Annotated in this window: 18 protein-coding genes; 8 read left to right on the forward strand and 10 right to left on the reverse strand. The window is 44.2% G+C overall.

Features of this window, described 5'->3' with window-relative positions; translation table 11 throughout:
• Positions 1–110 precede the first annotated feature (110 nt).
• The 6 genes from OH463_RS18105 to OH463_RS18130 form a co-directional block, all read right to left on the reverse strand.
• The gene (locus OH463_RS18105; protein ID WP_050919885.1) at positions 111–692 is read right to left on the reverse strand and encodes an ANTAR domain-containing response regulator; all 582 of its coding nucleotides are present in this window, start codon (positions 690–692) and stop codon (positions 111–113) included.
• A 74-nt stretch (positions 693–766) separates the two neighbouring features.
• On the reverse strand, positions 767–1,684 hold the full coding sequence (locus OH463_RS18110) for a dienelactone hydrolase family protein (protein ID WP_009696305.1): 918 nt from the start codon (positions 1,682–1,684) through the stop codon (positions 767–769).
• 258 nt (positions 1,685–1,942) lie between these two features.
• Positions 1,943–2,896: a glycosyl transferase family protein gene (locus OH463_RS18115; protein ID WP_199479823.1), complete on the reverse strand. Its 954-nt coding sequence runs from the start codon at positions 2,894–2,896 to the stop codon at positions 1,943–1,945.
• Positions 2,893–3,798, reverse strand: coding sequence for a uroporphyrinogen-III C-methyltransferase (cobA, locus tag OH463_RS18120; protein WP_188014680.1), 906 nt, complete (start codon positions 3,796–3,798; stop codon positions 2,893–2,895). The genes OH463_RS18115 and cobA overlap by 4 nt, the downstream gene beginning before the upstream one ends.
• A 20-nt stretch (positions 3,799–3,818) precedes the next feature.
• A complete protein-coding gene (locus OH463_RS18125) occupies positions 3,819–6,482 on the reverse strand; it encodes a nitrate reductase (RefSeq protein WP_269991916.1) in 2,664 nt (887 codons plus the stop codon).
• Positions 6,483–6,771: 289 nt separating this feature from the next.
• Positions 6,772–7,206 (reverse strand): GNAT family N-acetyltransferase, encoded by a 435-nt coding sequence (locus tag OH463_RS18130; RefSeq protein ID WP_049537593.1) that lies wholly within the window; start codon positions 7,204–7,206, stop codon positions 6,772–6,774.
• Positions 7,207–7,660: 454 nt separating this feature from the next.
• On the opposite strand from OH463_RS18130, the gene OH463_RS18135 reads away from it, so the two are divergent.
• The 6 genes from OH463_RS18135 to OH463_RS18160 all read left to right on the forward strand — a co-directional run bounded on the left by OH463_RS18135 (position 7,661) and on the right by OH463_RS18160 (position 16,735).
• Positions 7,661–9,877 (forward strand): EAL domain-containing protein, encoded by a 2,217-nt coding sequence (locus OH463_RS18135; RefSeq protein WP_199479825.1) that lies wholly within the window; start codon positions 7,661–7,663, stop codon positions 9,875–9,877.
• Positions 9,878–10,097: 220 nt separating this feature from the next.
• Positions 10,098–11,354 (forward strand): aromatic amino acid transport family protein, encoded by a 1,257-nt coding sequence (locus tag OH463_RS18140; RefSeq protein ID WP_009696312.1) that lies wholly within the window; start codon positions 10,098–10,100, stop codon positions 11,352–11,354.
• Between the two features lie 629 nt (positions 11,355–11,983).
• A complete protein-coding gene (locus OH463_RS18145) occupies positions 11,984–13,897 on the forward strand; it encodes a tetratricopeptide repeat-containing diguanylate cyclase (RefSeq protein WP_422456193.1) in 1,914 nt (637 codons plus the stop codon).
• A 9-nt stretch (positions 13,898–13,906) separates the two neighbouring features.
• Positions 13,907–14,242 carry a hypothetical protein gene (locus OH463_RS18150; RefSeq protein ID WP_005450107.1) on the forward strand — a complete coding sequence of 112 codons (336 nt, stop codon included), beginning with the start codon at positions 13,907–13,909 and terminating at the stop codon, positions 14,240–14,242.
• A 255-nt stretch (positions 14,243–14,497) separates the two neighbouring features.
• A complete protein-coding gene (locus tag OH463_RS18155; RefSeq protein WP_269991922.1) occupies positions 14,498–16,276 on the forward strand; it encodes a S8 family peptidase in 1,779 nt (592 codons plus the stop codon).
• A gap of 12 nt (positions 16,277–16,288) precedes the next feature.
• Positions 16,289–16,735: a hypothetical protein gene (locus OH463_RS18160; RefSeq protein WP_152164337.1), complete on the forward strand. Its 447-nt coding sequence runs from the start codon at positions 16,289–16,291 to the stop codon at positions 16,733–16,735.
• A gap of 144 nt (positions 16,736–16,879) precedes the next feature.
• Here the strand turns inward: OH463_RS18160 and OH463_RS18165 are convergent, their stop codons facing one another.
• From OH463_RS18165 to OH463_RS18180, 4 genes are all read right to left on the reverse strand, one after another.
• On the reverse strand, positions 16,880–18,169 hold the full coding sequence (locus OH463_RS18165) for an alkaline phosphatase (protein ID WP_269991927.1): 1,290 nt from the start codon (positions 18,167–18,169) through the stop codon (positions 16,880–16,882).
• Positions 18,170–18,329: 160 nt separating this feature from the next.
• A complete protein-coding gene (locus OH463_RS18170) occupies positions 18,330–19,259 on the reverse strand; it encodes an SRPBCC family protein (RefSeq protein ID WP_009696317.1) in 930 nt (309 codons plus the stop codon).
• A gap of 161 nt (positions 19,260–19,420) precedes the next feature.
• The gene (locus OH463_RS18175; RefSeq protein ID WP_005450118.1) at positions 19,421–20,662 is read right to left on the reverse strand and encodes a sensor histidine kinase; all 1,242 of its coding nucleotides are present in this window, start codon (positions 20,660–20,662) and stop codon (positions 19,421–19,423) included.
• A complete protein-coding gene (locus tag OH463_RS18180; protein WP_005450120.1) occupies positions 20,634–21,302 on the reverse strand; it encodes a response regulator transcription factor in 669 nt (222 codons plus the stop codon). The genes OH463_RS18175 and OH463_RS18180 overlap by 29 nt, the downstream gene beginning before the upstream one ends.
• 88 nt (positions 21,303–21,390) lie before the next feature.
• Between OH463_RS18180 and OH463_RS18185 the strand changes: the two genes are divergently transcribed.
• Both OH463_RS18185 and OH463_RS18190 read left to right on the forward strand, forming a co-directional pair.
• A complete protein-coding gene (locus tag OH463_RS18185) occupies positions 21,391–22,638 on the forward strand; it encodes a DUF5666 domain-containing protein (protein WP_269991928.1) in 1,248 nt (415 codons plus the stop codon).
• Between the two features lie 127 nt (positions 22,639–22,765).
• Positions 22,766–23,101 (forward strand): hypothetical protein, encoded by a 336-nt coding sequence (locus OH463_RS18190; protein WP_017190880.1) that lies wholly within the window; start codon positions 22,766–22,768, stop codon positions 23,099–23,101.
• The last annotated feature ends 21 nt before the right edge of the window (positions 23,102–23,122 follow it).

Below are 23,122 nucleotides of genomic sequence, written 5' to 3' on the forward strand. Positions count from 1 at the left end.
ATACAACCAATTAGTTTATTCTACCGTTTGTTATTCCCTGTTATTGCTTGCTGATAGTGCAACACGCACCACGTTAGAAAATGCGCCCTAACCCCAAAGTGGTAGAAAAACTAATCCAACACTTCCAAAGTAGTTATCAAATTCTTGGCAACTTGTGCGAGCGTTTGGCTCGATTGCATGGCTGAATTTCTTAGCGCTTTATAAGCCTGATCTTCATCAACGCTGTGCATCTTCATCAGCAGACCTTTGGCTTTTTCCACCAACTTGCGCTCTTCAATCTTATTGGTCAGTAATTCAATTTCCGATTGCATACTTTCGAATTTCGCTCTCACTAATGTCGCATGTTCAATCCAAGGCTGAAGCGCAAACTCACTATCGTGCGGCATGAGCACATAGTCCATTTTTTCTGATAAACGATTGATATCATTGGATGATAATTGCTTTAAGACAATAAGAAGTGGTGCCGATTTTCTGCGGCAGAAATCGACAATTAAACGCAGTTCTGCGGTTGGTTGCTGCCATCCAACCACAACGCTTGCTGACGGCTCTCGCTGCATAAGCGTTTCTAGCTGTGCCAATTGGCAACCGATGATGTCGTCGTAATCTTTGCTCAATAAGCTCGATAATCGAGCCTGCTCTTGGAGGCTATCACAGCATACTATGATGGGTGTTTTTGACGTTGATTGAGTCATGCACATTCCTTGTTTATATCTCACTCACTAAGAGAGACATAACAAGGAATGTGCCAACTAAACTTGAAGCGTTATTAACTGGAAGCGAGATGTTGTTGGAAGAATCCTAGTGTGCGTTCCCAAGCGAGCGCCGCTTCTTCTGGCGCATAGCGGGCTGTTGAGTCGTTATGAAAACCGTGATTGACGTTCTCATACATTAGCGCTTGATACTGTGCGTCGGTTGCAATCAATTGCTGTTCATAAGCAGGCCATGTGTCGTTAACACGCTTATCGAGCCCTGCAAAGTGAATCATCAACGGTCCTTTGACTTGCTTTTGGATCTCTTGCGCCGCAGGTGTTCCATAGAAAGGCACACCTGCATCAAGCTCTTCTGGCATTACCGCTGCAAGCATATTGACGATGTATCCACCGAAGCAGAACCCGACCGCGCCCAATTTACCGTTGCCACCCTCGTATTGTTTGAGGAAGTTAGCGGCTGCAATAAAGTCTTGTTCAATCTTGGCTCTGTCCATCTCTTTCTGCATAGCGCGACCCTCATCATCATTCCCCGGGTAGCCACCAAGTGGGTACAGCGCATCTGGAGCAAAAGCAATAAAACCGTCTTTGGCGAGTCGCCTAGCCACGTCTTTGATATAAGGGTTCAATCCGCGATTTTCATGAATCACCAACACGGTCGGCGATTTCAAGGTCTTCTTCTGTGGCATAACCAAATAACCGCGCCCTTCTCCATGCCCGTTTGGAGATGGAAAGGTTTCGTAAGTTGCTTTGATGTCAGGATCGTTAAACGAAACTTGTTCTGCGAGTGCGTAATTCGGGGTTAGCGCATCGACCAGTGCCGTCATGCTAAAACCCAGCACTGCGAGCCCACCGAGTCGATTGAGGAACTCGCGGCGTGAGATCTTTCCGTGTGCGTATTCATCGTACCAATCGAAGGCTTCTTGCGGGATAGGATGAGAAGCCTTTTTAGTGGGAGTGGTATGCTTTAGAACCATTATCCATGTCCTCTGTGTCTTACCATATGGGAATTTCAAATTCTCAAAAGCGAAGCAAAGAATGAGCGCAATTGAGGTCAAAACTGCAGTTTCACCTCTCTGATACGGAACAAGGTGGTGAAACACATCACTGGTGAGCTAGGATCTTTAACCTTCTTCAAACAATAGATAATGGATTCAGATTCAACAACTTTGCGTTGTTTGTTTTGAGTGGATTTGTCTAAAACCAATACTTTGGTTTAGCCAGTCAACTCAAAATTACTCGTAATGACAGTACGTCTGCCAATAACTAAAGGCACGTTCAAAGGCTTTTTCTCGATCATGCATTTGTGCAAACAAGACCACTGTCATGGTAGCGAGAACCGTATTCGCCATTTGGTTCATGTCATCTTCTGACGTCCCAAACGGGCAGTTCGCAGGCATTGGCACCTCAGACAGCATTTGCTCCGTCCAGTAATGCGATGTCACGCCACTTGTTTGGCTTAACCATACGGTTTGACTTACTTTCGGGTTGTATTCTGACTCACCCGATTGTCCTTTGAATGACACAACGGCATGAGCGGTTTGACCAATCTCGTATTCGACTTCAGCATGAAGTTGTTGGAATCCAGGATGGAAGCTACCACGAATACCAACCGTCGCCTGCCCCGGATTCAATGCTCGAACCACGGTATTAATCGGCGTTCTAAGCCCATAACGATTCTTCCAACCGATCATGGTTTCTGCTTGGGGTACAAACGCACTTAGCGGCAGATACACAATGTTTTGTGTTTCTAATACACGCTTTGCTTCTTCTGTTGATTCCGCTTTGGTAATAGCAAACTTATCGAGGTAATCTTCGGCGTGTAAACGACCAGATTGACGGTCATGATAGCCGTGCATCAGCACTTTATGGCCATTATCGGCAAGGATCTTCGCTGCCAACAGATGCCAAGGCTGACCTGCCGCTTCACGTTTGCCCGCATAACATGGCCAATCAATATCTGCACCAATAGTCGGCATGCGGGATTGGAATGCTTTCACAAAGCCAGCGATTTCTTGTTGAGTCTCGTTCTGTACGCGGATCAGCATCAATAACATCGCCATCTGATCATCATCGCACTCACCGTTTAGGTATTCATCCATAACTCGAAACGCTTGGTCAAAGTTCAGTGGTTTTCTACCACGTTCGCCACGACCGACTGTTCTAATACATTCCAAAATGCTGCTCATATTCCCTCGTATTCCGTCACTGACTGTACGGTTTCTATTAGTTGTTCGCGCAGTTTGACAACTTCTCCCATCACAATCAATGCTGGGCTCACGCCTTTAAGTGTAATCGATAAATCATTGAGCTGATTGAGTTGTGTAACGTGCACTTGTTGTTGAGGGCTGCAACCATGAGTGATTATCGCGACTGGGAAATCTGCTCTCAAACCAGAGCCTATTAAACCCGTTTGTATTTGCGATGACTTTTCTAACCCCATATAGAAGACTAACGTTTGTCCGCTTTGCATCAGTTGGCTCCACGCCTCAAATGCGCCTGTTACCACTTGCCCTGTCACAAAGGTAACGCTGCGAGCAACGCCACGATGAGTCAGCGGAATCAAGCTGTTTGCTGAACATCCAATCGCAGCAGTAATACCGGGGATGACTTCGTAAGCGATTGAGTGTTTGACGAGTGCTAACGCCTCTTCGCCTCCACGGCCAAATACGAAAGGATCTCCCCCTTTTAAGCGTACAACTCGCTTTCCTTGCTGAGCGAGCGATACCATCAAATCACAGATTTCTTCCTGACCAATACTTGGTTGTCCGCATCGTTTGCCCACGTAAATCCAATCGGCTTGTGGCGAAGCCAACTCCAAAATATCTTTGTTAACCAAACGGTCGTACAGCAGAACCTCTGCCGACATAATCGCTTTCACAGCCTTCACGGTTAACAAGTCAGGATCGTGCGGCCCTGCTCCAACAATCGACACAAAACCTTTTTGGTTCGCATCTAGAGTTGCGTTGTTATTTTCTAAAAGTTGGTTCAGTTTGCTTGCTTGGTCATGCTTAGAAAAGCGAGACGAACGTTCTTGTTTCTGACTCGCTTGTCCTTTCTTAAACCAAGACTTTTGATAAGGCGCTTCCATGTGCTTATCCTCTTTGTGACTTACTTTATTTGAATAGCCAGACTTTGCTGGTTCGCTTGCTGCTTGCCCTTTTGATGCTGATGGCTGTCGACCATTTGTTTGATTTGAGAGACGCACGAGCCACAGTTAGTACCGCATTTGAGTTTGTTTTGAAGTTGGGTCACTGACGTGCAGTCTTGTTTCTCCATCGCGTCATGTATTTGTTTATCGGTGACGCGGAAACAACTACAGACCAGTTTGGCACTGCTCTGCGATTGAGTGATGGTAAGCAGTTGCGATAGCTCCATAGGTTTGCCAATCAAGCCGGTAAAGTTGGTGTAGTCGGTTTGAATTGGTTCACTAGACACCACTAAAACAGAGCGAATGATACGAACGTCTCCAACAAGGTCGTAATCCACCGCTAGCCAACCCTGGGCAATATCTATCGTAATCCTGCGGCTCTTTTCCGTTCGACAAAAACTCTGCTTCTTTGGTCTTTTATCGTGTGCAAAGCGCCAGATGCCCAAATTACTTTCTGCTTGAAATGCGCTGTAGAGAAACTTGCCAGAATCAAACTGTGTACCGATGAACATACCGTAGGTTTTTACTGCTGTGTCTTGCACTTCAACATAAGACGACTTAAACGCAGGCTGCCCAGAAATAGGGTCTTTCGCGCTGTTTACTATTGCGTTAACACCGCTTTCACCGCCATATCGACCCGCCCAGTGCATTGACATAAACAGCTCTTGAAAACCTAAACCTTCATCAATGGCAACTTTGGCATAAATACTGGTGTTTGAAGTGGGCTGGAACAGCTTGGTGAGTTGTCCTGCTTTTAAGCGACTTTGAGTAGCAGAGAGTGTGTTCATGTACACGGTTGGTTCTAGCTCAGAGGCAGCAAGGTGTGCGATATGCCCTGTGCGCGTCATGGTATGCCATTGATCGCGTTGCCTACCCGTGTTGAGCCACCAACCTTTTGTTCTCTCTAAGCGTTGGGGCAATTCGCTGGTCACGACAAAACGCGCTTTTCCATCTGGATGTGAATAGACGCCATCAGAAAAAGGACGCTCTCCTCCCCATTGTATCGGCACCCACTCTTCGTATTCTTGCTCGGTTAAGTTCGCGTGTTGAGAAAGATCTAGCTTCAATGGCGAATCTGCATTCATGCCTGTCATCGCCGCATACTCCCTGAATACCTCGTGTTCTGAGGTAAATGCAAAACCACTCTTGGTCTTCTCTAGTTCACACAAAGCTTGCCCAACTTGGTTTATCGCCCACCAATCCGATTTTGCTTCACCGGGAGGTGTTTGAAACTGGCGCTGCCTTGAAAGTCGACGCTCAGAGTTGGTCACCATGCCTTGCTTTTCCCCCCACCCAGCGGCGGGCAGCAGCAGGTTCGCGTAATGCGCTACATCCGAATCCGCTGTGATATCTGAAACAATCACAAATGGACAAATCTCTAGCGCACGTTTTACCAATTGGTTATCTGGTAAAGAGACAACGGGATTGGTTGCCATGATCCAAAGAACTTTAATCTCACCACGTTCTACCGCCTCAAACAGCTCGACGGCTTTTAATCCGGGCTTAGTGGCAATTTCTGGTGAATCCCAAAACGCTTGTACCTCCTTGATAGACTCTGCGTCAAAAGCGCGATGAACCGCTAACTGGTTTGCCAATCCACCGACTTCTCGCCCACCCATCGCATTCGGCTGACCTGTAATAGAAAACGGTCCGCAACCAGCTTTCCCAATCTTACCTGTCGCCAAATGTGCATTAATAATGGCATTGCCTTTATCGACACCATTTTCAGCTTGGTTAACCCCTTGGCAAAACAGCGTGATTGCGGTTGGGCTTTGTGCGAACCATTGGAAGAATGTCGTGAGTTTTTCTTCTGATATACCAATGGAAGACGAGAGATTAGTGACATCGTAACGCAAATCAGAAACTTCTTCTGCAAGCGCCTCAAACCCGTCGGTATAGGAGTTTATGTATTGAGAATCAATGTATTGCTGCTCAATAAGAAACTTAAGTAGCCCATTGAAGAGTGACACATCACCATCGTTTTTAATCGGTAGATGCAAATCCGCTTGCTGCGCGGTGACCGTTTCACGAGGGTCAATCACCACCAATTTTAAATTTTGATTCTTCTCTCTCGCTTGTTGGATTCGGCGGAACAACACAGGATGTGTCCATGCGGTATTGGCACCGCATATGATCAATAGTTCGGTATTATTAATGTCATCGTAATTGACGGGAACGACATCTTCACCAAATGCTCGTACATGAGCCGCAACCGCCGAAGACATACACAAACGCGAGTTAGTATCAATATTCGCGCTGCCGACGTAACCTTTCATCAATTTGTTGGCGATATAGTAGTCCTCTGTCAGCAACTGACCAGAAACGTACATTGCGACCGAATCAGGTCCAAACTCCGCCTTTGCTTGGTGGATCTTTTCTGCAATCAGATCTGTCGCCTGCTGCCACTGTACTTCCTTACCCTGAGGTCGCTCCTGACTTACAAATTTCGGATACAACAACCGTGACGGCATATTTAAACTTTCTGCCAATGCCACACCCTTTACGCACAATGAACCCGCATTCGCCGGATGACACGCATCCCCAACAATTCCTTTAGCATTAACCTCAACACCACATCCAACACCACAATAGGGACAAGTGGTTTTCTTGCATCCTTGCGACATTAAGCCCCCTGATTTTTGCTTCCAATGGCGAGCTACAAGCGAAAAAAAACCTCTCCCGAAACGAGAGAGGCTGCATTGCCTATAAAAGCTCAAAAAAGTAATACCCTATCCGCTTAACCGCCTGCTAAGGGAAAGCGGCGCATCGAGTTAACGATGAACACAATCTAATCTGCAATCCCAATGCCAACTATGAATACCATTCATTTTCAATAACTTATAAAGATCCGTTTTCTCTTTATATTTGGTTATGCACTGATTAGGTGCGGATTTGTTTCACAGAAGTGCAGCACTAGCAAGCGAGTTGCATCACCAAGCGCGATTCTTGATCGCCAAAATAGTTATCCTCTTCCGCGACCACAACAAATCCAAGCGATGAGTACAGTTTGAAGGCTGGTATATTGTCAGGATCAACGGTTAGCTTCACTACTGAGCCTGTTTCAACTTTACTTAGCACCTTATCCACTAGCAAACGCGCAACCCCCTTGCCTCTGTGTGTCGCATCTACCGCTAATGACAGAATCCATTGCGTGTTTTGTTCATCACTTGTCGCCATCAGCACATAACCAGCTATTTGCCCTTCTTCTTTGGCTACTAACAAACCTTGAGACCAACAATCAAATGCTTGTCGAAAGAAAAATTGAGGGTAAGCGTGATGACCAAATAACTTGTGCTCCAGTGTATATAGAGCTGCTAAATCATTTTTATCTGCTGAGGTGATCTGCATTGGCAATGTTTCCTTATAAAACTCTCCGAGTGAATATAGTTGCAAAGCGCGATAAAACCTAACGATTTCATGCAGTTCACATTGATATACCCAAATGACTTCAAGATGCAGGGTTTAGAGCGTTGTCATCAAGTTGGGTGACGCAGAAATCAACTCAATGACATGCTCCCGAAGGGCGAGTCTCCTTGGGTATACTTCTTTTTGCTTTGGTCAGACCAATTCTTGATGATGAGAGCCAGTTTTAACTAATGGAACGTCATACCAGTTTTTATTTGATTGTTGGTCGTTTTTTGTTGAATAATCGCCGCTCTTATATACAAAAATAATAATAACGAGACGAAAGCAGTCGTCCTTATTGAGCAATCAGGCTCATTAGCAAGCGATTCATTACGAAAATGTACCGCTAGCGTTTACGTCAGCGCTTCAATTAAGTTGTCATAATTAGAGTTGAATAATGTCGATGTCTGGATTCGAGCAAATCAACCCTTTGCTCGATTATAAAAATAAAAAGTGGTGGCAGTTTTTAGGCATTCAAACCCTAATTTTTTGCGCGATACAAGTCAGTTATAGCCTGTCTAATTTCTATGTTATCTCGCAAGATCGTGTCCATGTACTCTCTTTCACAGCCGCTTTTGTCGTTGCTGTGACCTTAAGATACAGTTGGCGAGTATTGCCGACCATTGTCGCGAGCCTGCTATTTTACTATACCGTCTTCTCCCAGCGTCCTTGGGGGATGGCGCTATTATTTGCCTTCTTTTTGCCCACCCTGCCATTACTATTTTGCCAACTTTATCGCGCTGCATTGAAGCGTGTACTGGCTTACAACTTCACACTAAAGTTAGGTTACTTCGCCATTTTAATCGGCATTCTTTACCCAATAGCGAACACTGCACTTTTGCTTATGATCAATGCTCTTCTTGGAGGAACGCCAGATTTTTCTTTTGAGTTTATCGCCTATTCGGTTTTGAGTGCGATTTTAACGCAAATGGTACTGACCCCTTTATTAAGCCTAGGACTGAGCTACGTGCTCGATGGTGATAATGCGCCCTATTTAAAGCTCGACCGCGCCATGATGGACGCCCATTCCAGCCCTTTGCATTTCAGACTATGGCTGATGATTTGTGCGCTTTTCCTTGTGGCGGCTATATCAACGACTAACCCACTAACACTCAACACCTTGAGTTTAATTTTGCTTTGTCTGGTAGGCATGGCGTTAGGCAAGTTTGGCTTGGTACGACCAATGTTGGTAGGCGCCGCCACTTTATTGATTTGTATCGAAAGCATCATAAAACGCTTCAACGCGGATATTCTCTCTAGAGAGCAAGTTTACGCCATGCTTTTGGTGTTGTTTGTTCTCACCATGCTTACGTTTATGCTTGGCGCTCACACGATTAAAAACTACGTCACCACACGCAATGCCATTCGTAAAGAGCGTATCGACAGCTTCACGGGGTTGTACAATCTCGCGCAACTTAAAGACGATGTCGCAAAGCACACGAATGCTACTTTGATTTACATAGACCTTGAGCCTACGTTGTCGAAGCTAAGTGGTCTAGGTCATCATGGTAGAGCGCAATTAATGAAACAGCTCAGTCAATATCTCGCATCAAATACTGAGCACTTGCAGCGCGCCTACCTGCCTCCTTTTGCGAGTGGTTTACTCTGCATCGCGCCCCGCTTACCAAACATGGAAAAAGAGCTCGATACTCTGATTAGCCTACTAGATAGCTTCTATTTTTACTTCGACGACAAAGCTATTAGTCTCGTAAAACGAACGATTCAGTGCGCTTCAATCTTTGGTAATAGTAACCTTGATCCACTTATCTCTAAACTGTGTGAGCAACAAGCTCATCAGCAAAGCTGTGTGAGTTGGGTAACTCACAACCACCAGCAATCTAACACACTCAATCAACTCAGCTTTATCCAACAGTGCTTTCGTGAGAATCAGTTTGAGCTCTATTGTCAGCCGTATCGCGCCCTGACGCTAACACCTCAAGCCGCGCATTTCGAAATCCTTCTGAGGTTAAAGCCAAACCCAGGTGAGCTCATGTCACCTGCTGAGTTCTTCCCGTTGATCAATGAGTTTGGACTCGAATTAGAATTAGATCAGTGGGTTATTGAACACACGTTCAGCGCACTAAAGGCGCAAGTGGAAGATTGGAACCTTGTTGGACGCTGTGCCATCAACTTGACCGCTAAGGCGCTCAATTATGAAGGGATGGCGGAAGACATACAGGCAGAAGCTAGGTTGCATCATATACCAATGGATAAACTGTGCTTTGAGATAACCGAGTCGGATGCGCTGCGCAATGAACCCATCGCTATTCACAATCTCGATCTTCTTCGCGCATCGGGGTCGACCATCGCATTGGACGACTTTGGTACCGGATACGCCAGTTTTGACTATTTACGTCGCCTCCCACTGGATGTGCTCAAAGTTGATGGCTCTTTTGTAAAAAATATCGTTGAAAGTGAAAACGACCGAATTATCGTTCAAGCCATCAGCCAAGTTGCCACCAGCATGAAATTAGTAACCGTTGCCGAATTTGTGGAGTCACAAGCACATATTGACACCCTAGAGTCGCTAAATATTCAGTTTGCTCAAGGGTTTGGTGTTGCTAAGCCACTTCCCTTACATGACTACCTTACAAAGTTATCGAACAAAGCTTAACCACAACATCTAAAACCAAAAAGTCGTTAAATTTCACGATATAGTTTCAGTTTTAATATGTAAAATTGAAACTATATATCGCTTTTTGCAAATTTTCATGGTTCGATAATTTACACCACTGGCTTTTCACCAGCATGATTCACCACTCCACCAATGTGATAACTATCACTAAAACATATAACATCCGCGCGATTATTATTTTTATAAAGGCGAGTTTTAAGTGAAAGAATCTCGAGAAACGTTAAATTTTAGTGAATTAAACACAACAAATAATTGGACAAAACATGATACTCACTGGGTATTAAGCTTGTTTGGTACTGCCGTGGGTGCAGGCATTCTATTTCTTCCTATTAACCTAGGCATCGGTGGTTTCTGGCCCTTAGTTGTTATGGCGATCCTCGCTTATCCAATGACTTACTTAGCGCACCGAGGTCTTGCTCGCTTTGTGCTGTCATCCAAAATCAAAAATGCAGACTTTACAGATGTTGTAGAAGAGCACTTCGGAGCGAAAGCTGGTCGTTCGATTTCGCTGCTGTATTTTCTTTCTATCTTCCCGATTCTACTTATCTATGGCGTAGGTATTACCAACACCGTTGACAGCTTTATGGTCAACCAAGCGGGTATGGAGCCACTGCCACGTGCCCTACTATCTGGCGTATTAGTATTCAGTTTGATTGCTATCATGATGGCGGGTGAAAAAGTGATGCTACGTGCGTTCGCTATCATGGTTTACCCGTTGGTTGCGATTCTGGCGTTTCTTTCATTTTATCTAATGCCAAACTGGAGCATGCCAGTGATGGATGCACCAGAAATGTCATCTTTCGCAAGCACAATGTGGCTGGCGATTCCAGTCGTCATCTTCTCATTTAGCCACGCTGCGGCGATCTCAAGTTTTGCGAATGTACAACGCCGACACTATGAAGAAGGTGCCGATGTAAAATCAGAGCTGATCTTGCGCCGCACAAGCATTATGCTGATCGCATTTGTGCTGCTTTTTGTCTTCTCATGCGTGCTTGCTCTTTCCCCGGAGCAATTGGCAGAAGCAAAAGCACAAAACGTATCGGTATTGTCTTACTTAGCTAACGCAACAGAAAACCCATTCATTGCAACTTTGGGACCACTTGTCGCCTTCGTTGCCATTACTTCTTCATTCCTTGGTCACTTCCTTGGCGCGCGCGAAAGCCTGAATGGTTTGATCACTAAGCATTCTGATATGCCAAAACGACGTGTTGATCACATCAGTGTAGTCGTACTGTTTGTGTCTATTTGGATTGCAGCAATCATGAACCCAAGCATACTAGGCATGATGGAAGCTCTATCAGGTCCAGTCATTGCCATGATCTTATTTATTATGCCGATGTTAGCGGTATATAAAGTGAAAGGGCTGCAGAAGTATCGTGGGAAAGCATCTACATACTTTGTACTAATGACAGGTATTGTTGCAGTAAGTGCGTTGGTTTTTAGCTTGTTGAGTTAAGAAAAGAGATTTAGGCGAGATTTTCAGGGGAATACCTTATTTTTTATTAAGGTAATTCCCTGAATTTTGCTATGGTTTTCTTATCAGTGATGATTCGTTACTGTCTCATTGAATGAGAGTGAAAACACCTGCGATCATCAGTACTGAAGCAATACAAGTACGACCGATAATACCGAAGCGAGAAGGTTGAATCATTTCGTTGTGCATAGGCAATCTCCTTTTTGATGGGAACAGCCAGTTTTTCATGGCTTAATAACACTATGTCTAAAAACGCCTTTTTCCACAAGACATAGCAATATTAAATATTTATGACAACGAGATGAAATTTTAGAGATCAAACGTTTTTTTAAGGAAGATCCCTCTCTTTGTTTTCTAACTCACTCTCCTCTTTTAAGCTTCTAACAACTTCAGTTCGTTTGTATCTGGTTAGGGTTCATCAGCCGACTCTCTCCTTTCTCCAAAGTCCTTCGTTTTTTTAATTCCCGTAATTTCAACCCCCTACAAACATTGATCTGATAAAGGTTTTACAAGCATAGATAGACTGCCTAAATCTATGGGTAATCACTCAGAATAAGTGATAGACTTCACATGTGTTTCAATTATAAGAGTCAGCTCTTATCACCAAACTAATGCTTTTCCCGCTTAAAACGTTACGAACTATTTTTCCGATTGTCCTAAGTACACTTTGTCTGTCTTCTAGCTTTGCCTCTGAACAACCAAACAAAGAGAGTTACCTAAGGCACCATATCGCTAAAGACGATTATCCGATGCTTGAGTTCTACTTTGACTCCATCGGCAAACCGCGATCAATTAAATCCAGTGAACTTTCACTACCTAAAGACGCCTCACCAGAATCCCAAGCTCTGTATTATTTTGCTCGTATTTATCTTGAGCGTTATGAAGGTGTTCCTCTACCTAAAATCCCAAACCTAGTCGAATTCGGTACCATTCATAATTTGCAGTGGGTTATTGCCGAGGCAAAACTGAATCAAGCAGTAGAATTGGTGGAGGCCGATGAAGTCTGGCAAGGTGAACTTCTTCTTCATGACGTTATTAATATCTCTCGAAAAATTGGCTATAACTCCCTTCAGGGACGCGCCTACCGTTGGTTGGGAAATGCCGAAGTTCAACGCTCTCAGGTCCAAACAAGTCTAAAGCACTATCTAACTGCTTATGACTTGTTGGAAAATTCAGAGTTCGAAATTCAAATCGCGATGACGCTCAACAACATTGCTTCTCTGTATATGGAATTATCAGATTGGGATCGTGCAAAGACTTATCTAGACCAAGCATTAAAAGGCTATTTAAACAGCCAAGAGAAGTACGACAATAGCCTTTTCTTAGCCATTATGTACGCAAACTTGAGTGTCATTAACTTTGGGATGGAAAAGTACGAGGAATCTGAGCGTTACTTCGAAGAAGCAGCCAAACTATCAATGGCGACAGGGTCAGTTAGAATTAAGCATAACTCGGTATCTAACCTATCCCAGCTACTCAGCACGCTTGGGAAAATGGAAGAATCCTATCAGTTGGCGCAAGCTTGTTTAGATTTACCCAATCCACAAAACCTAAAAGGCATGAAAGCATCATGCTATGAAGCATTTTCAGAAGCTTATCTTCAAGATGGTAAGTTCGAGCAAGCGATAAAGAGTGCAAATCTCGCCCTAGAAGGGTTAAGTGAAACAGCAAGTGCAGAGACCAAACAAAAAATGGATCTGTATTTAGTTCTTATCCGAGCAAACCAACAGCTTAAGCATTTCGAAGAAGCATTCAACGCATTAGAGCTTCTCCGCAATCTAGAAAAGAGCTTTGAAAATCATATTCATGGCGACGAGATGATTAATATCAAACTCGATTTGGAAGCGAAACTGGCACAAAAAGAACTGACTCTTTTAGAGGCTAAGAATGCTTTGCAAGCTTCTGAACTGGAGTCGCAGCGTTATCGCGAAATCTTCTACTTTTTTGTTGTCGCCGTCATTGGTTTTTGGTTGTTCCGTTATATCAGGCAGATGAACCGAATCAATGAAGTACTTGCACAAGAGAACACAACGGACCCATTAACTAAGGTACACAATCGCCGCTTCTTACCGAACTGGCTCGATAATATGGCGCGCAGAAGCCCAAGTCGTCGATTTGCTCTCGCGATCATCGATATTGATTACTTTAAAGTGTTCAACGACCAATATGGTCATGATTTGGGCGACAAAATGTTGATGCATGTGGCACGAATTCTCGATGAAGCGACACGTTCTGGCGACTTGCTGGTTCGCTGGGGCGGTGAAGAGTTTGTGCTTCTCTTCGAAATTAGCCATGCCGACGACTGTGCAAAAACATTGGACCGTTTGAGACTTGCGGTTGAAAACAACAACCTAGAGGTTGACTCCGACTCCATGGGCGCGACAATCTCTCTTGGCGCGGTTAATGAATTAAGCGCGCAAACTATCAAACAAGAGTGGGATAAGTGGTTTTTCGCTGCTGACCAAGCTCTGTATGATGCAAAGCAAGCTGGTCGTAACCAGTACAAGATTCACTCGACGTCATAGAATAGAACAATGAAGAAAACATGGATTTTTGCTGCGATTGCACCTTTGTTTTTAGCAGCATGCAGCAATCAACAAGCTGCACAACTTGGGATGAGAAGCAGCAGCGTCAACGTATACGCTCAACAGATGAGTAACATGCAGTTGTGTGAGACCTTGTATTACAATCGCGCTTCAAACCAAACACGTGTTGCGATTGGTGCTGAGTTCAACCGTCGAGGTTTGAACAAGCGTTGGTGTGACCAACAATATAAGCAACTCTACATTGAGAAAGTGGTTGACGGTCTGTTGTCTCGTAAAGAGAAAGCCCCTACAGAACCTGAGGCAACCATACAACCTGCCATATAAATCACCCCATTCCATAAAAAGCAGGAAATTACACTAATATTCCTGCTTTTCAAACACGCTATATTTTCACCAAATATCTAGAATCTTACGTACCTTCAAGTGGTTAACACTAAGATACTGTCGTGCGTCGAAAAACAAAAGTAAATAAGATGTAAACAGTTTTCGTCTCCATTTTTAACCGCTAGCTTTGTTTAGACCTGTTTAAAGGAGTACCGAACAGGAAGAAAAATTCCAAACAAAGACATGAGGTCACAAATGGAAACACGCATTAATCGCCTATTCGCTGCGATGCTAGCAGTAGGCATTTCACCTGCCGTCTCGGCATACGATCCGCTCTATTCTGAGCAATGGCACCTAAACAACACCGGACAAACTGCGTTTGCAGCGAACCCTGCTGTTGCCGGTAACGACCTAAACACAACACTCACTCAAGCAATGGGCATTGCTGGTGTTGGCGTTAAGGTTGCGGTCATTGATTCAGGCGTACAGATCGATCACCCAGATCTTGCAGGTAACGTAGTCACAGGTAGCCGAAACTTCATCGAAGACTCTCCTTTCCCATCTGATTATCCGGTAGACGCAAATGGTCACGGTACCGCGGTTGCCGGTCTGATCAGTGCCGTTGGTAACAATGGCGAAGGGGTTCGCGGTGTCGCTTCTCGCTCTTCTCTAATGGGCTTTAACTGGCTCGCAAACCAAACTCTTGAAGGTTGGTTGATTTCTCACGGTGCAGATGCGTCAACAAGCGATGTTCGTGTATTCAACCAAAGCTACGGCTTTAGTCCTCTTTCCCCAATTGCTTTCGATGAAAACGATCCACAGTTCAAATTGGAAGTGGATGTGATGAAAGACGTCAGCGAGAATAACGCTTGGGGTCGCGGAGCCGTGTTCGTAAAATCAGCAGGTAACGGCTATCGTTACTTCAATACGGGTCGATTCTTTGTATTACCAGGTGACTTCTTTACTGGCGGTGGCAACAAAGGGCTACCTATGCACAACGCAGTGCAGTCTTATGACAACTCAAATTACTACAACTTAGTAACCAGCGCTTTGCGTGCTGATGGTACCCGCGCAAGTTACTCTTCAGTGGGTTCAAACGTTTGGGTTGCAGCGCCTGCTGGTGAATACGGTCAAGATTTCCCAGCAATGGTCACCACCGACTTGATGGGTTGTGAACAAGGTCAAAACACCAGTGCTGATCTTGGTATTAACGGTCTCCATGGTGGTACAGAGCAAGATCCAAACTGTAACTACACCAGCACAATGAATGGCACCTCATCTGCAGCGCCAAACACTTCAGGTGCCATTGCTGCCATCATGTCAACTAACCACGCACTGACTGCTCGTGACGTTCGTGCGTTACTTGCAGAAACAGCAAGTGTAACAGACGAAGATCACCCAGGAGTGCCACTTGAGTTCGTTAATAGTCAAGGCGAAGTTGTTAGCTATGAAGCGATTTCTCCATGGCAGACGAACGCAGCTGGCGTTAATTTCCATACGTTCTATGGTTTTGGTGCTGTAAACCTAGACGAAGCAATGAAACGTGCACGCATGACAAACAATGTTCTGCCAGCACAAATCATTACGCCTTGGGCAAGCAACTCGACAGAAGTCAGTGTTCCAGACGCAAGTCTAGCGGGCGGCTCATCAGCCATCGCTGTTACTGATGACATTACGGTTGAATCGGTTCAAGTGAAGTTAACACTGGACCATTCACGTCTACCAGATTTGGCAATCGAGCTGATCTCTCCATCAGGCACTCGTTCTGTTCTACAAACGCCTCGCAACGGTCTGGTTGGACAATCACTGGATCCAAGCATTGCGGGTTACGAGAACCAACTGATGCTTTCGAACCACTTCTATGGTGAAAACGCGAAAGGTGAATGGACGCTACGCGCTATCGATACTAATGGTGATGAAGTGTTCTCATTCATTGCATATTTCAATTCTTCAGCTATCTATGATGTACCGATGGCGAACAATGCTAAGCCAGGCGTTATCAAGAACTGGTCTATGCGTATCTTTGGTCACTAAGGAGTCATTCACATGAAATTTATGACATTTTCGATTTTGGCTCTATCAACGTTGGCAACTGCCGTACAAGCAGAGCAACAATTAGCGGAGCAACCAACACCAGACTTGTTCATCGCGTCTGATGCAGTAGAAATTAACGGTCAAGATTACCGTAAACTGTCTGTCGACAACCTTTCAGAAGCCGCTGAATTGCATGCAGGTGACGAGGTGTTTAAGAATGCATTTAGCAATGTATCAAAAGCAACCGGCCTTATCTTTGTCACGGTAAAAAATCCAGCAGACGCTAACGCAGTAGCAAAAGAACTCAAACTTGAAGTTGTTTTCGCTCAGGGCGAGTCAGCGGTATTCAAAGCCTCTGAAGGACAAGACCTTTTGGGCATCAGTGACTATCTGAATGCTGACAGTCGCGTAAAAGCGTCTAAAATTGAATTAAACAGCGGTAAATACCGTGCACAATAATTCTCTAGCAAGAGAAGTTGGCTTTTAATCAAAAATACCTCAGCAATCGCTGAGGTATTTTTTTTTAAGAAATGAAGAAGCACGTAAAACTATCAACTTTACAACAACTTCGCTCCCAAGAAGCTATCAATCGACACCCATCCATTATTGAATAAAGTTGATTAGTTTCTTAGCGATATCCGTATTGTTTTGCGAACCAATAAATTGCTCAGAGCCTTTACCATAAGCGAAGACCTGAACATCGACTGCGGTATGTCCTTTCGTCGTCCAGCCGGTATAACTCTTCTTATTGATAATATCCTTCACTTCTTTGTAAAGCGCTTTAGCTGGCTCTTCACTCAACTTTGCGTATGCTAGTTGTCGGCTTTGATCTTTAGTTAATGCCCAATCTACGGACTCATTCCACGTCGCGGTCATATCGTGAGATTTGGCCAAAGACATCGCCAACGGCCACGCTGTAGTATGAACGCCCTTAATCGCTTCTGTATCCCATAAATACTGACCATTAGCGCCGAGGGTTAAACCACCCGTGGAGTGGTCCGCCGTAACGACTAAAAGCGTATCTGGGTGAGCATCAACATAAGCTTTTGCCAGTTCAATTGATTTTGCAAAGTCATCCATTTCTGCCATCGCACATGCAATGTCGTTCGCATGAGCACACCAGTCTATTTGACTGCCTTCAATCATGACGAAAAAGCCGTTATCTTGGCGTTGAAGTAAGGACAACGCCTTGTTGGTCATCACTTGCAATCGAGTTGGGTTTTCATCCAATGCGAACGGAAATGCTTTATCTGCAAACAAGCCAAGAGCAGGCAAGGTTTGCAACGCCGGAAGTTGTTTGAAGTCCGTAATATACTGATACCCTTGTTCTTTAAACTCTTCAACTAAGTTACGGTCATCTCGTTCGAAATAACGGACACCACCTCCGAGTAACAAGTCGACTGGCAGTTGATCATCCACTTTATTGTCGACGTAATCATTGGCGATTTCATCATAGTTTCGGCGTGATTCGTTATGTGCGGCAAAACTCGCTGGGGTAGCGTGATTGATCTGCGAGGTTGCGACAAGCCCCGTCGTCATACCCTGCTCTTTTGCCATCTCTAACATTGTCTTAATTGGCTTCTTCTCAGCATCAACCGCAATCGCACCATTGTAGCTTTTGAATCCTGTACTCAATGCCGTTGCACTCGCAGCGCTGTCAGTGACATAAGTAGCATCGTCTGGATAGGTTTTCGCCATACCGACTAAAATTGAGTCAAATACTGTTGGTTCTATTTCTTCTGTACTTGGATCATCGTGGTAGTAACGATATGCAGTCGTAAAAGCAGGTCCCATGCCATCACCAATCATGTAGATGATGTTTTTAGGGGCTTCATCCGCATAAGAAGTAGACGCTAATAAGCAGGCAGTAATTAGGGAATATTTAAGTTTCATATCTCATCCATGACATAATGCGATGGTGCTATTTATCCAAGTAACTGAGAGGTACTTGAGCATCGCACTCATCACCTTGGTTATCGTTCTAATTGATTAATCAATATTATCATGCAGTTGGATTGAAACATGGTGTTTCTTCATACTTTTACAACGCACATCATTTCTTGAAGACAATTACCTCGGTCAACAAATCTGCTTTCTCTGTCTCATTGGGGTTGTTCATATAGCGTTCGATCCCTAACGGCTTGGTTTTCACTTTAATGCCATTTTGTCGCGTTAGGTTCATCACCAATGACCACGCGTTACCTAAGAACCAGTATTCTCCCTTATGTTCAACGACATAAGTATCACTGGCGGGGATAGTTCCAGCAACAAACTCGCCACTCGCCACGACTCCTGCTTGTACTGGTAAGCACGTGATAAACTCAAAATAACCACGCTTCATGTCCATCGAAAGGTAGTAGCAAAACAACTCTCCAGTAACGGGGAGGTTTTCTCTTTCTGCCATTTCAAACAAGCGTTCGACATGCTGCTGCATAACAGGACCAATCTCTGAAATAGTTCCTGCCCCAGCCAAGCCAATGTAGCTGACTTCGTTTTGTTTCCGGGAGCCGAGGTCTTTGAGTTGAGATAAGACTTGCCCGGTTTCCAACTGGCTTTTTAGCATACGTAAACCGCGATCATAATCCATTTCAATCATGGATTTAAACATCCCCTTAAGGAAGAATAAAAACCAAGGTACACGGGATTGCATCATCCATTCTACTGCACACCCCTTCTGTGACGGCGTCACAATCAATGTCACTTTCGCCTGACTTTTAAATGGTCGAAAGAAGTGTAACTCCATATCAAGGCGATGCTCTTGTGTACTTTCCAGTACCACCGCCCCTGTACCTATACGTTTACCATTCCATTGATATCCTGAGCCAACTTTTCCTTGTTCTTCGCTGTACGTAAGTTCGCAATCCGGTTCCAAAATTATCCATGGTGACCATTCGGACCAATGGGTAAAATCTTTCAGATAATCGATGATTTCACTTTGCGTCTTTTCGATTTCGATACTTCGGCTGACCTGATAAGAGAGCATAACCATTCCTTGGGTTTCATTTTTACTCTTATGAGTCTAATTCAAATCGAGATTTTTTCTTGTTTCACTGGCAGTTAGGAACAAAAAAGCCAGAGTCGAGGCTCTGGCTTTGCAACTAACCGTTTATGAGTGTGTTACTGGAATCTAATGATCTGATGACTTTACGATCGAAAATCAACCGTAGCGGTAAACCTTACGCCATCATCATCCAGTTCAAATGGCCAACTCATGCGCTCACAAATACGTTCGACAATAACTAAGCCACAACCATAACCTGCATTGTAGGTTTCGTTACCATCGTGTCGATTAACAATAGTAAGTTGCGTGCCTATCAACACGATTTCAATATCGCCAATACTGTAGCTAAACGCGTTTTTGATCAGGTTATTAATTACAATCGTCACAAAACTCTCTGGGGCATGAACGAGCCCACTCTCATTTTCGCTCAGGTTGTATTCTGCTCCCTGTTTAGCAAATAGAGGTGCAAGCTCAGCTAACTGCTGTTTTAAGCATGTGGTTAACGCATGATCGGCATAGTGTTGCGGCTCTACCTTCTCTTTACCCAATAGTAAGAAGGCTTCCGTTAACACTCTCATTTCCTCACAAGCCGATTGCATACGTGTGATAGCTTTGTGAGCAATGGGCGGTTGATCCGGTACGCGAGCCAAAATGTCTGTTGAGCCTTTAATAACCATAATGGGCGTGCGCAGTTCGTGAGAAGCAAAGCGACTAAACTCTTGCTCACGACGAAAATACCCTGCGATTTCATTTTTACTATCTAACAGAGTCTGTTCAATATGACGAGTCTCGCTGAATTTGGTATCCACATCGAAACCCGGTTGGTCAGGTGGCATTCGCCCTATTTTGTCTTCAATCTTGGCAAGTGGACGCGACAAAATGCGCACCATATAGACACCGTAGCCAACCATGATCAAAGAAAACAATCCACCTAAAAAGAATGTGAATTGGTGCAGCGAGCTTTCGTATTCATCCAAGTAGTCATCCGAGTCATCTTGAAAGACAATGTACATCAAGCCTTTACCAGACGGGTGATCAAACACGACAAAATGCTTATCCTCCTCGCCTAAAAGGTATTCATAGAAACCGGGAAACTTGAAAGACAACAGCCACTCCGGCGTTGGTGCTTCACTCCAATAAGAATCAAATTCTAGAACGTTAGGAAGCGGCGCATCCCACCCCATGTTTTGGAAGTTCTCTTGGTACAGCTCTACCTCTGTATCCAACCAGTGGTGTAAGCTCAGTACTTCGAGTTTGTTCTCCGCTACATAAATTAACGACCAAAATAGGGTAAACATCGCAAAGGTCATTAAACCAAATCCCCAGCGGATCTTGCGATAAATACTTGGGTATTCTTTATGCTTTGAGTCGGTAACCTTGTCCATGAATCGTCTCTAGTCTGGAATCATCAAAACCCTTGTCGAGCGCCGTTCTTAAACCATAGATATGGCTTCTCAATGCATCGCTGCCTGGAGGCTCATCACCCCATACATTATCAATTACTTCGGTACGAGACACCGCTGCAGGCGCGCGCTTTAAAAGCAGCTTTAGAATTTTAGTTTGAATGCGGCTGAGTTTGATGTGTTTACCATTGCGAGTCACTTCATCGGTTCTCACATCTAAGCTTATGTCTGCAAACTTTAACGTGCCAATATCTTGTCTTGGACCTCGATTGGCTAATGCATGTACTCTCAAGCTAAGTTCTTGCATGGCAAATGGCTTCATCAAATAGTCATCACCACCAGCATTGAATGCCGCGACTTTATCATCGAGAGTATCTTTGGCGGTCAAGAACAAAATTGGGGTACCACAAAGTTGCTCACGACGGAGTTTCTCGACTGTACTGATGCCATCAAGTTTTGGCATCATGATGTCCATAATAATGACATCATAATGATTTTCTTGAATTAAATTTAGCGCAGCCTCTCCATGGTAAGCGCAATCTATCGTCATTCCTTCGAGCTCTAGATAATCCGCAATAGTTTCTGAAACATTGTGATTATCATCGACAATTAATATTTTCATAGGCTCACGTTTCTTCACGAACACTTCACGATAAGCGCCATAAGATACAACCAAATTCATAAATAAGCTTTCAAAATAGGTCGATATCATGAAAAAATTAGCGCTTGTAGCGGCAGTGGGTTTGGCATTATCAGGTTGTGGTGGGTCTGGAGGTAGCGATAACTCTTCTACACATCCTACGGAAGGAGAGTCAACTCAACCTGTAGCGAAACCAAGTGCAGCTATCGGTACCGTAGAGTCTGTAAGTAGTGAAAACAGTTCAATCACAGTAAATGGCTACACTTACCGAGTATCAGAAGTTATGTATGGTGGTAAACAAACCAACCTTGCTTCTGTGAAGCCTAACATGATGGTTCAAGTTGGTTCTGGTCAGGAAAAATCGTCTAGTGCACCCGTTGTTGTAACACTAGAACCAACCATGACTGGTCACATTAAGAGCATCGACAAAAACGCGGGCAAGTTCACCATCAATGGTTTTGAACTTGTCTATCCAGAACTCATTAACTCTGATATTGACAGTGGTGACTGGGTAATGGTGTCTTCTCTACCTGCGGCGAACAACCAATACAAAGTACTTTCAGTCGTAAAATTTGAAACCAGCTTGTCTGATCAAGATGAAGTTGAAGGTCGAATTTCAAGCATTGACCTTAATAAGAAAGAATTCAAACTTGGTGCAAATGTGACTGTCGCTTATGACCGCATTGCGGATCTACAAGTGGGTCAATGGGTGGAAGCAGAAGGCTCTTTCAATGGCAACGTTTTTCATGCCTCGTTAGTTGAAGTTGAAAGCTACAACCAACTACAAGGAGAAAATGATGTTGAAGGCATCGTCACTTGGGTAAACCAAGACCAGAGCGCCTTCGAGCTTAACTACCGCGGAACATTTATCATTGATGGCAAAACTTGCTTCCAAAATGATGATGACGCACCTTGTAACCCAGCGTTGATCGCCAATCTAGCCGTCGGCTCTGAAGTTGAAGTGACTTCTGTCATGGGAACATTGAACACCCCGGTTGCAACTCATGTCGAGTTTGAAAAGCCAGACTGGGCAGATGATAACGAAGAAGATTGGAACGTTAATGAGTTCGAATGTTCTGGCTGGGTAGCAAACCACAAAATTAACGGCGTGGACACCGCAACTTTCGACATCGATCATTGTTGGAATGATTTAAACCAAACTATCGATAACTCTAGCGTGGTCGTAAATAGCAAAACAATGTTTGAAGATGGTCTGTCATTTTCAAACATCGCTAATAAACATGTAGAAGTGGAAGGTACTATCATCAATAACACAAATTTTGCACTTGAGATTGAGCCTTGGGAATCTGACGACTAAGTCAATATAAATACAACAAACCCAACTAAGAAGCACCGACTCCGCTGTGGTGCTTCTTCCCTCTCTCGTATCGTCTTTTCTTTTCAATTTTCACCACAGATACGTATAACCAAATGAGGGATTAACAATGCGTAAAATGACACTACCTCTAATTATGCTTTTCGGTGCTTGTATTTCAGCAAGCAGTTTCGCGGCAACAAACAACGATAATACATCAGAGCGATTAGAGTCTTTTGAGTGCACAGGCTTAGTAAACAGTTACGACGCAAACTCCCGAACTTTCGTGCTTGCTTGCCAAAACGATCATGGACCAGAATTCCAAACCAAAACGGTTGTGATTGATACCAATACTCAGCTTAATGGCGTACAAGAAGCGAACTTAGACGGTGCGACTATTGAAGTTGATGGTGTAGTTGTAAACGATCAAAATATCGCAAGAGAAATCGAGGTCGCGAACGACTAAGGCTCCGAAATTACAACAGAA

Origin of the sequence: Vibrio sp. NFR, from assembly GCF_027587095.1 — a bacterium.
GTDB classification, from domain to species: Bacteria; Pseudomonadota; Gammaproteobacteria; order Enterobacterales; family Vibrionaceae; genus Vibrio; species Vibrio harveyi.

Excerpts from the sequence above, each read along its gene's own strand:
- OH463_RS18105 (WP_050919885.1), bottom strand. The coding sequence starts at position 692 with ATGACTCAATCAACGTCAAAAACACCCATCATAGTATGCTGTGATAGC.
- OH463_RS18110 (WP_009696305.1), bottom strand. The coding sequence starts at position 1,684 with ATGGTTCTAAAGCATACCACTCCCACTAAAAAGGCTTCTCATCCTATC.
- OH463_RS18115 (WP_199479823.1), bottom strand. The coding sequence starts at position 2,896 with ATGAGCAGCATTTTGGAATGTATTAGAACAGTCGGTCGTGGCGAACGT.
- cobA (WP_188014680.1), bottom strand. The coding sequence starts at position 3,798 with ATGGAAGCGCCTTATCAAAAGTCTTGGTTTAAGAAAGGACAAGCGAGT.
- OH463_RS18125 (WP_269991916.1), bottom strand. The coding sequence starts at position 6,482 with ATGTCGCAAGGATGCAAGAAAACCACTTGTCCCTATTGTGGTGTTGGA.
- OH463_RS18130 (WP_049537593.1), bottom strand. The coding sequence starts at position 7,206 with ATGCAGATCACCTCAGCAGATAAAAATGATTTAGCAGCTCTATATACA.
- OH463_RS18135 (WP_199479825.1), top strand. The coding sequence starts at position 7,661 with ATGTCGATGTCTGGATTCGAGCAAATCAACCCTTTGCTCGATTATAAA.
- OH463_RS18145 (WP_422456193.1), top strand. The coding sequence starts at position 11,984 with ATGCTTTTCCCGCTTAAAACGTTACGAACTATTTTTCCGATTGTCCTA.
- OH463_RS18150 (WP_005450107.1), top strand. The coding sequence starts at position 13,907 with ATGAAGAAAACATGGATTTTTGCTGCGATTGCACCTTTGTTTTTAGCA.
- OH463_RS18155 (WP_269991922.1), top strand. The coding sequence starts at position 14,498 with ATGGAAACACGCATTAATCGCCTATTCGCTGCGATGCTAGCAGTAGGC.
- OH463_RS18160 (WP_152164337.1), top strand. The coding sequence starts at position 16,289 with ATGAAATTTATGACATTTTCGATTTTGGCTCTATCAACGTTGGCAACT.
- OH463_RS18165 (WP_269991927.1), bottom strand. The coding sequence starts at position 18,169 with ATGAAACTTAAATATTCCCTAATTACTGCCTGCTTATTAGCGTCTACT.
- OH463_RS18170 (WP_009696317.1), bottom strand. The coding sequence starts at position 19,259 with ATGCTCTCTTATCAGGTCAGCCGAAGTATCGAAATCGAAAAGACGCAA.
- OH463_RS18175 (WP_005450118.1), bottom strand. The coding sequence starts at position 20,662 with ATGGACAAGGTTACCGACTCAAAGCATAAAGAATACCCAAGTATTTAT.
- OH463_RS18180 (WP_005450120.1), bottom strand. The coding sequence starts at position 21,302 with ATGAAAATATTAATTGTCGATGATAATCACAATGTTTCAGAAACTATT.
- OH463_RS18185 (WP_269991928.1), top strand. The coding sequence starts at position 21,391 with ATGAAAAAATTAGCGCTTGTAGCGGCAGTGGGTTTGGCATTATCAGGT.
- OH463_RS18190 (WP_017190880.1), top strand. The coding sequence starts at position 22,766 with ATGCGTAAAATGACACTACCTCTAATTATGCTTTTCGGTGCTTGTATT.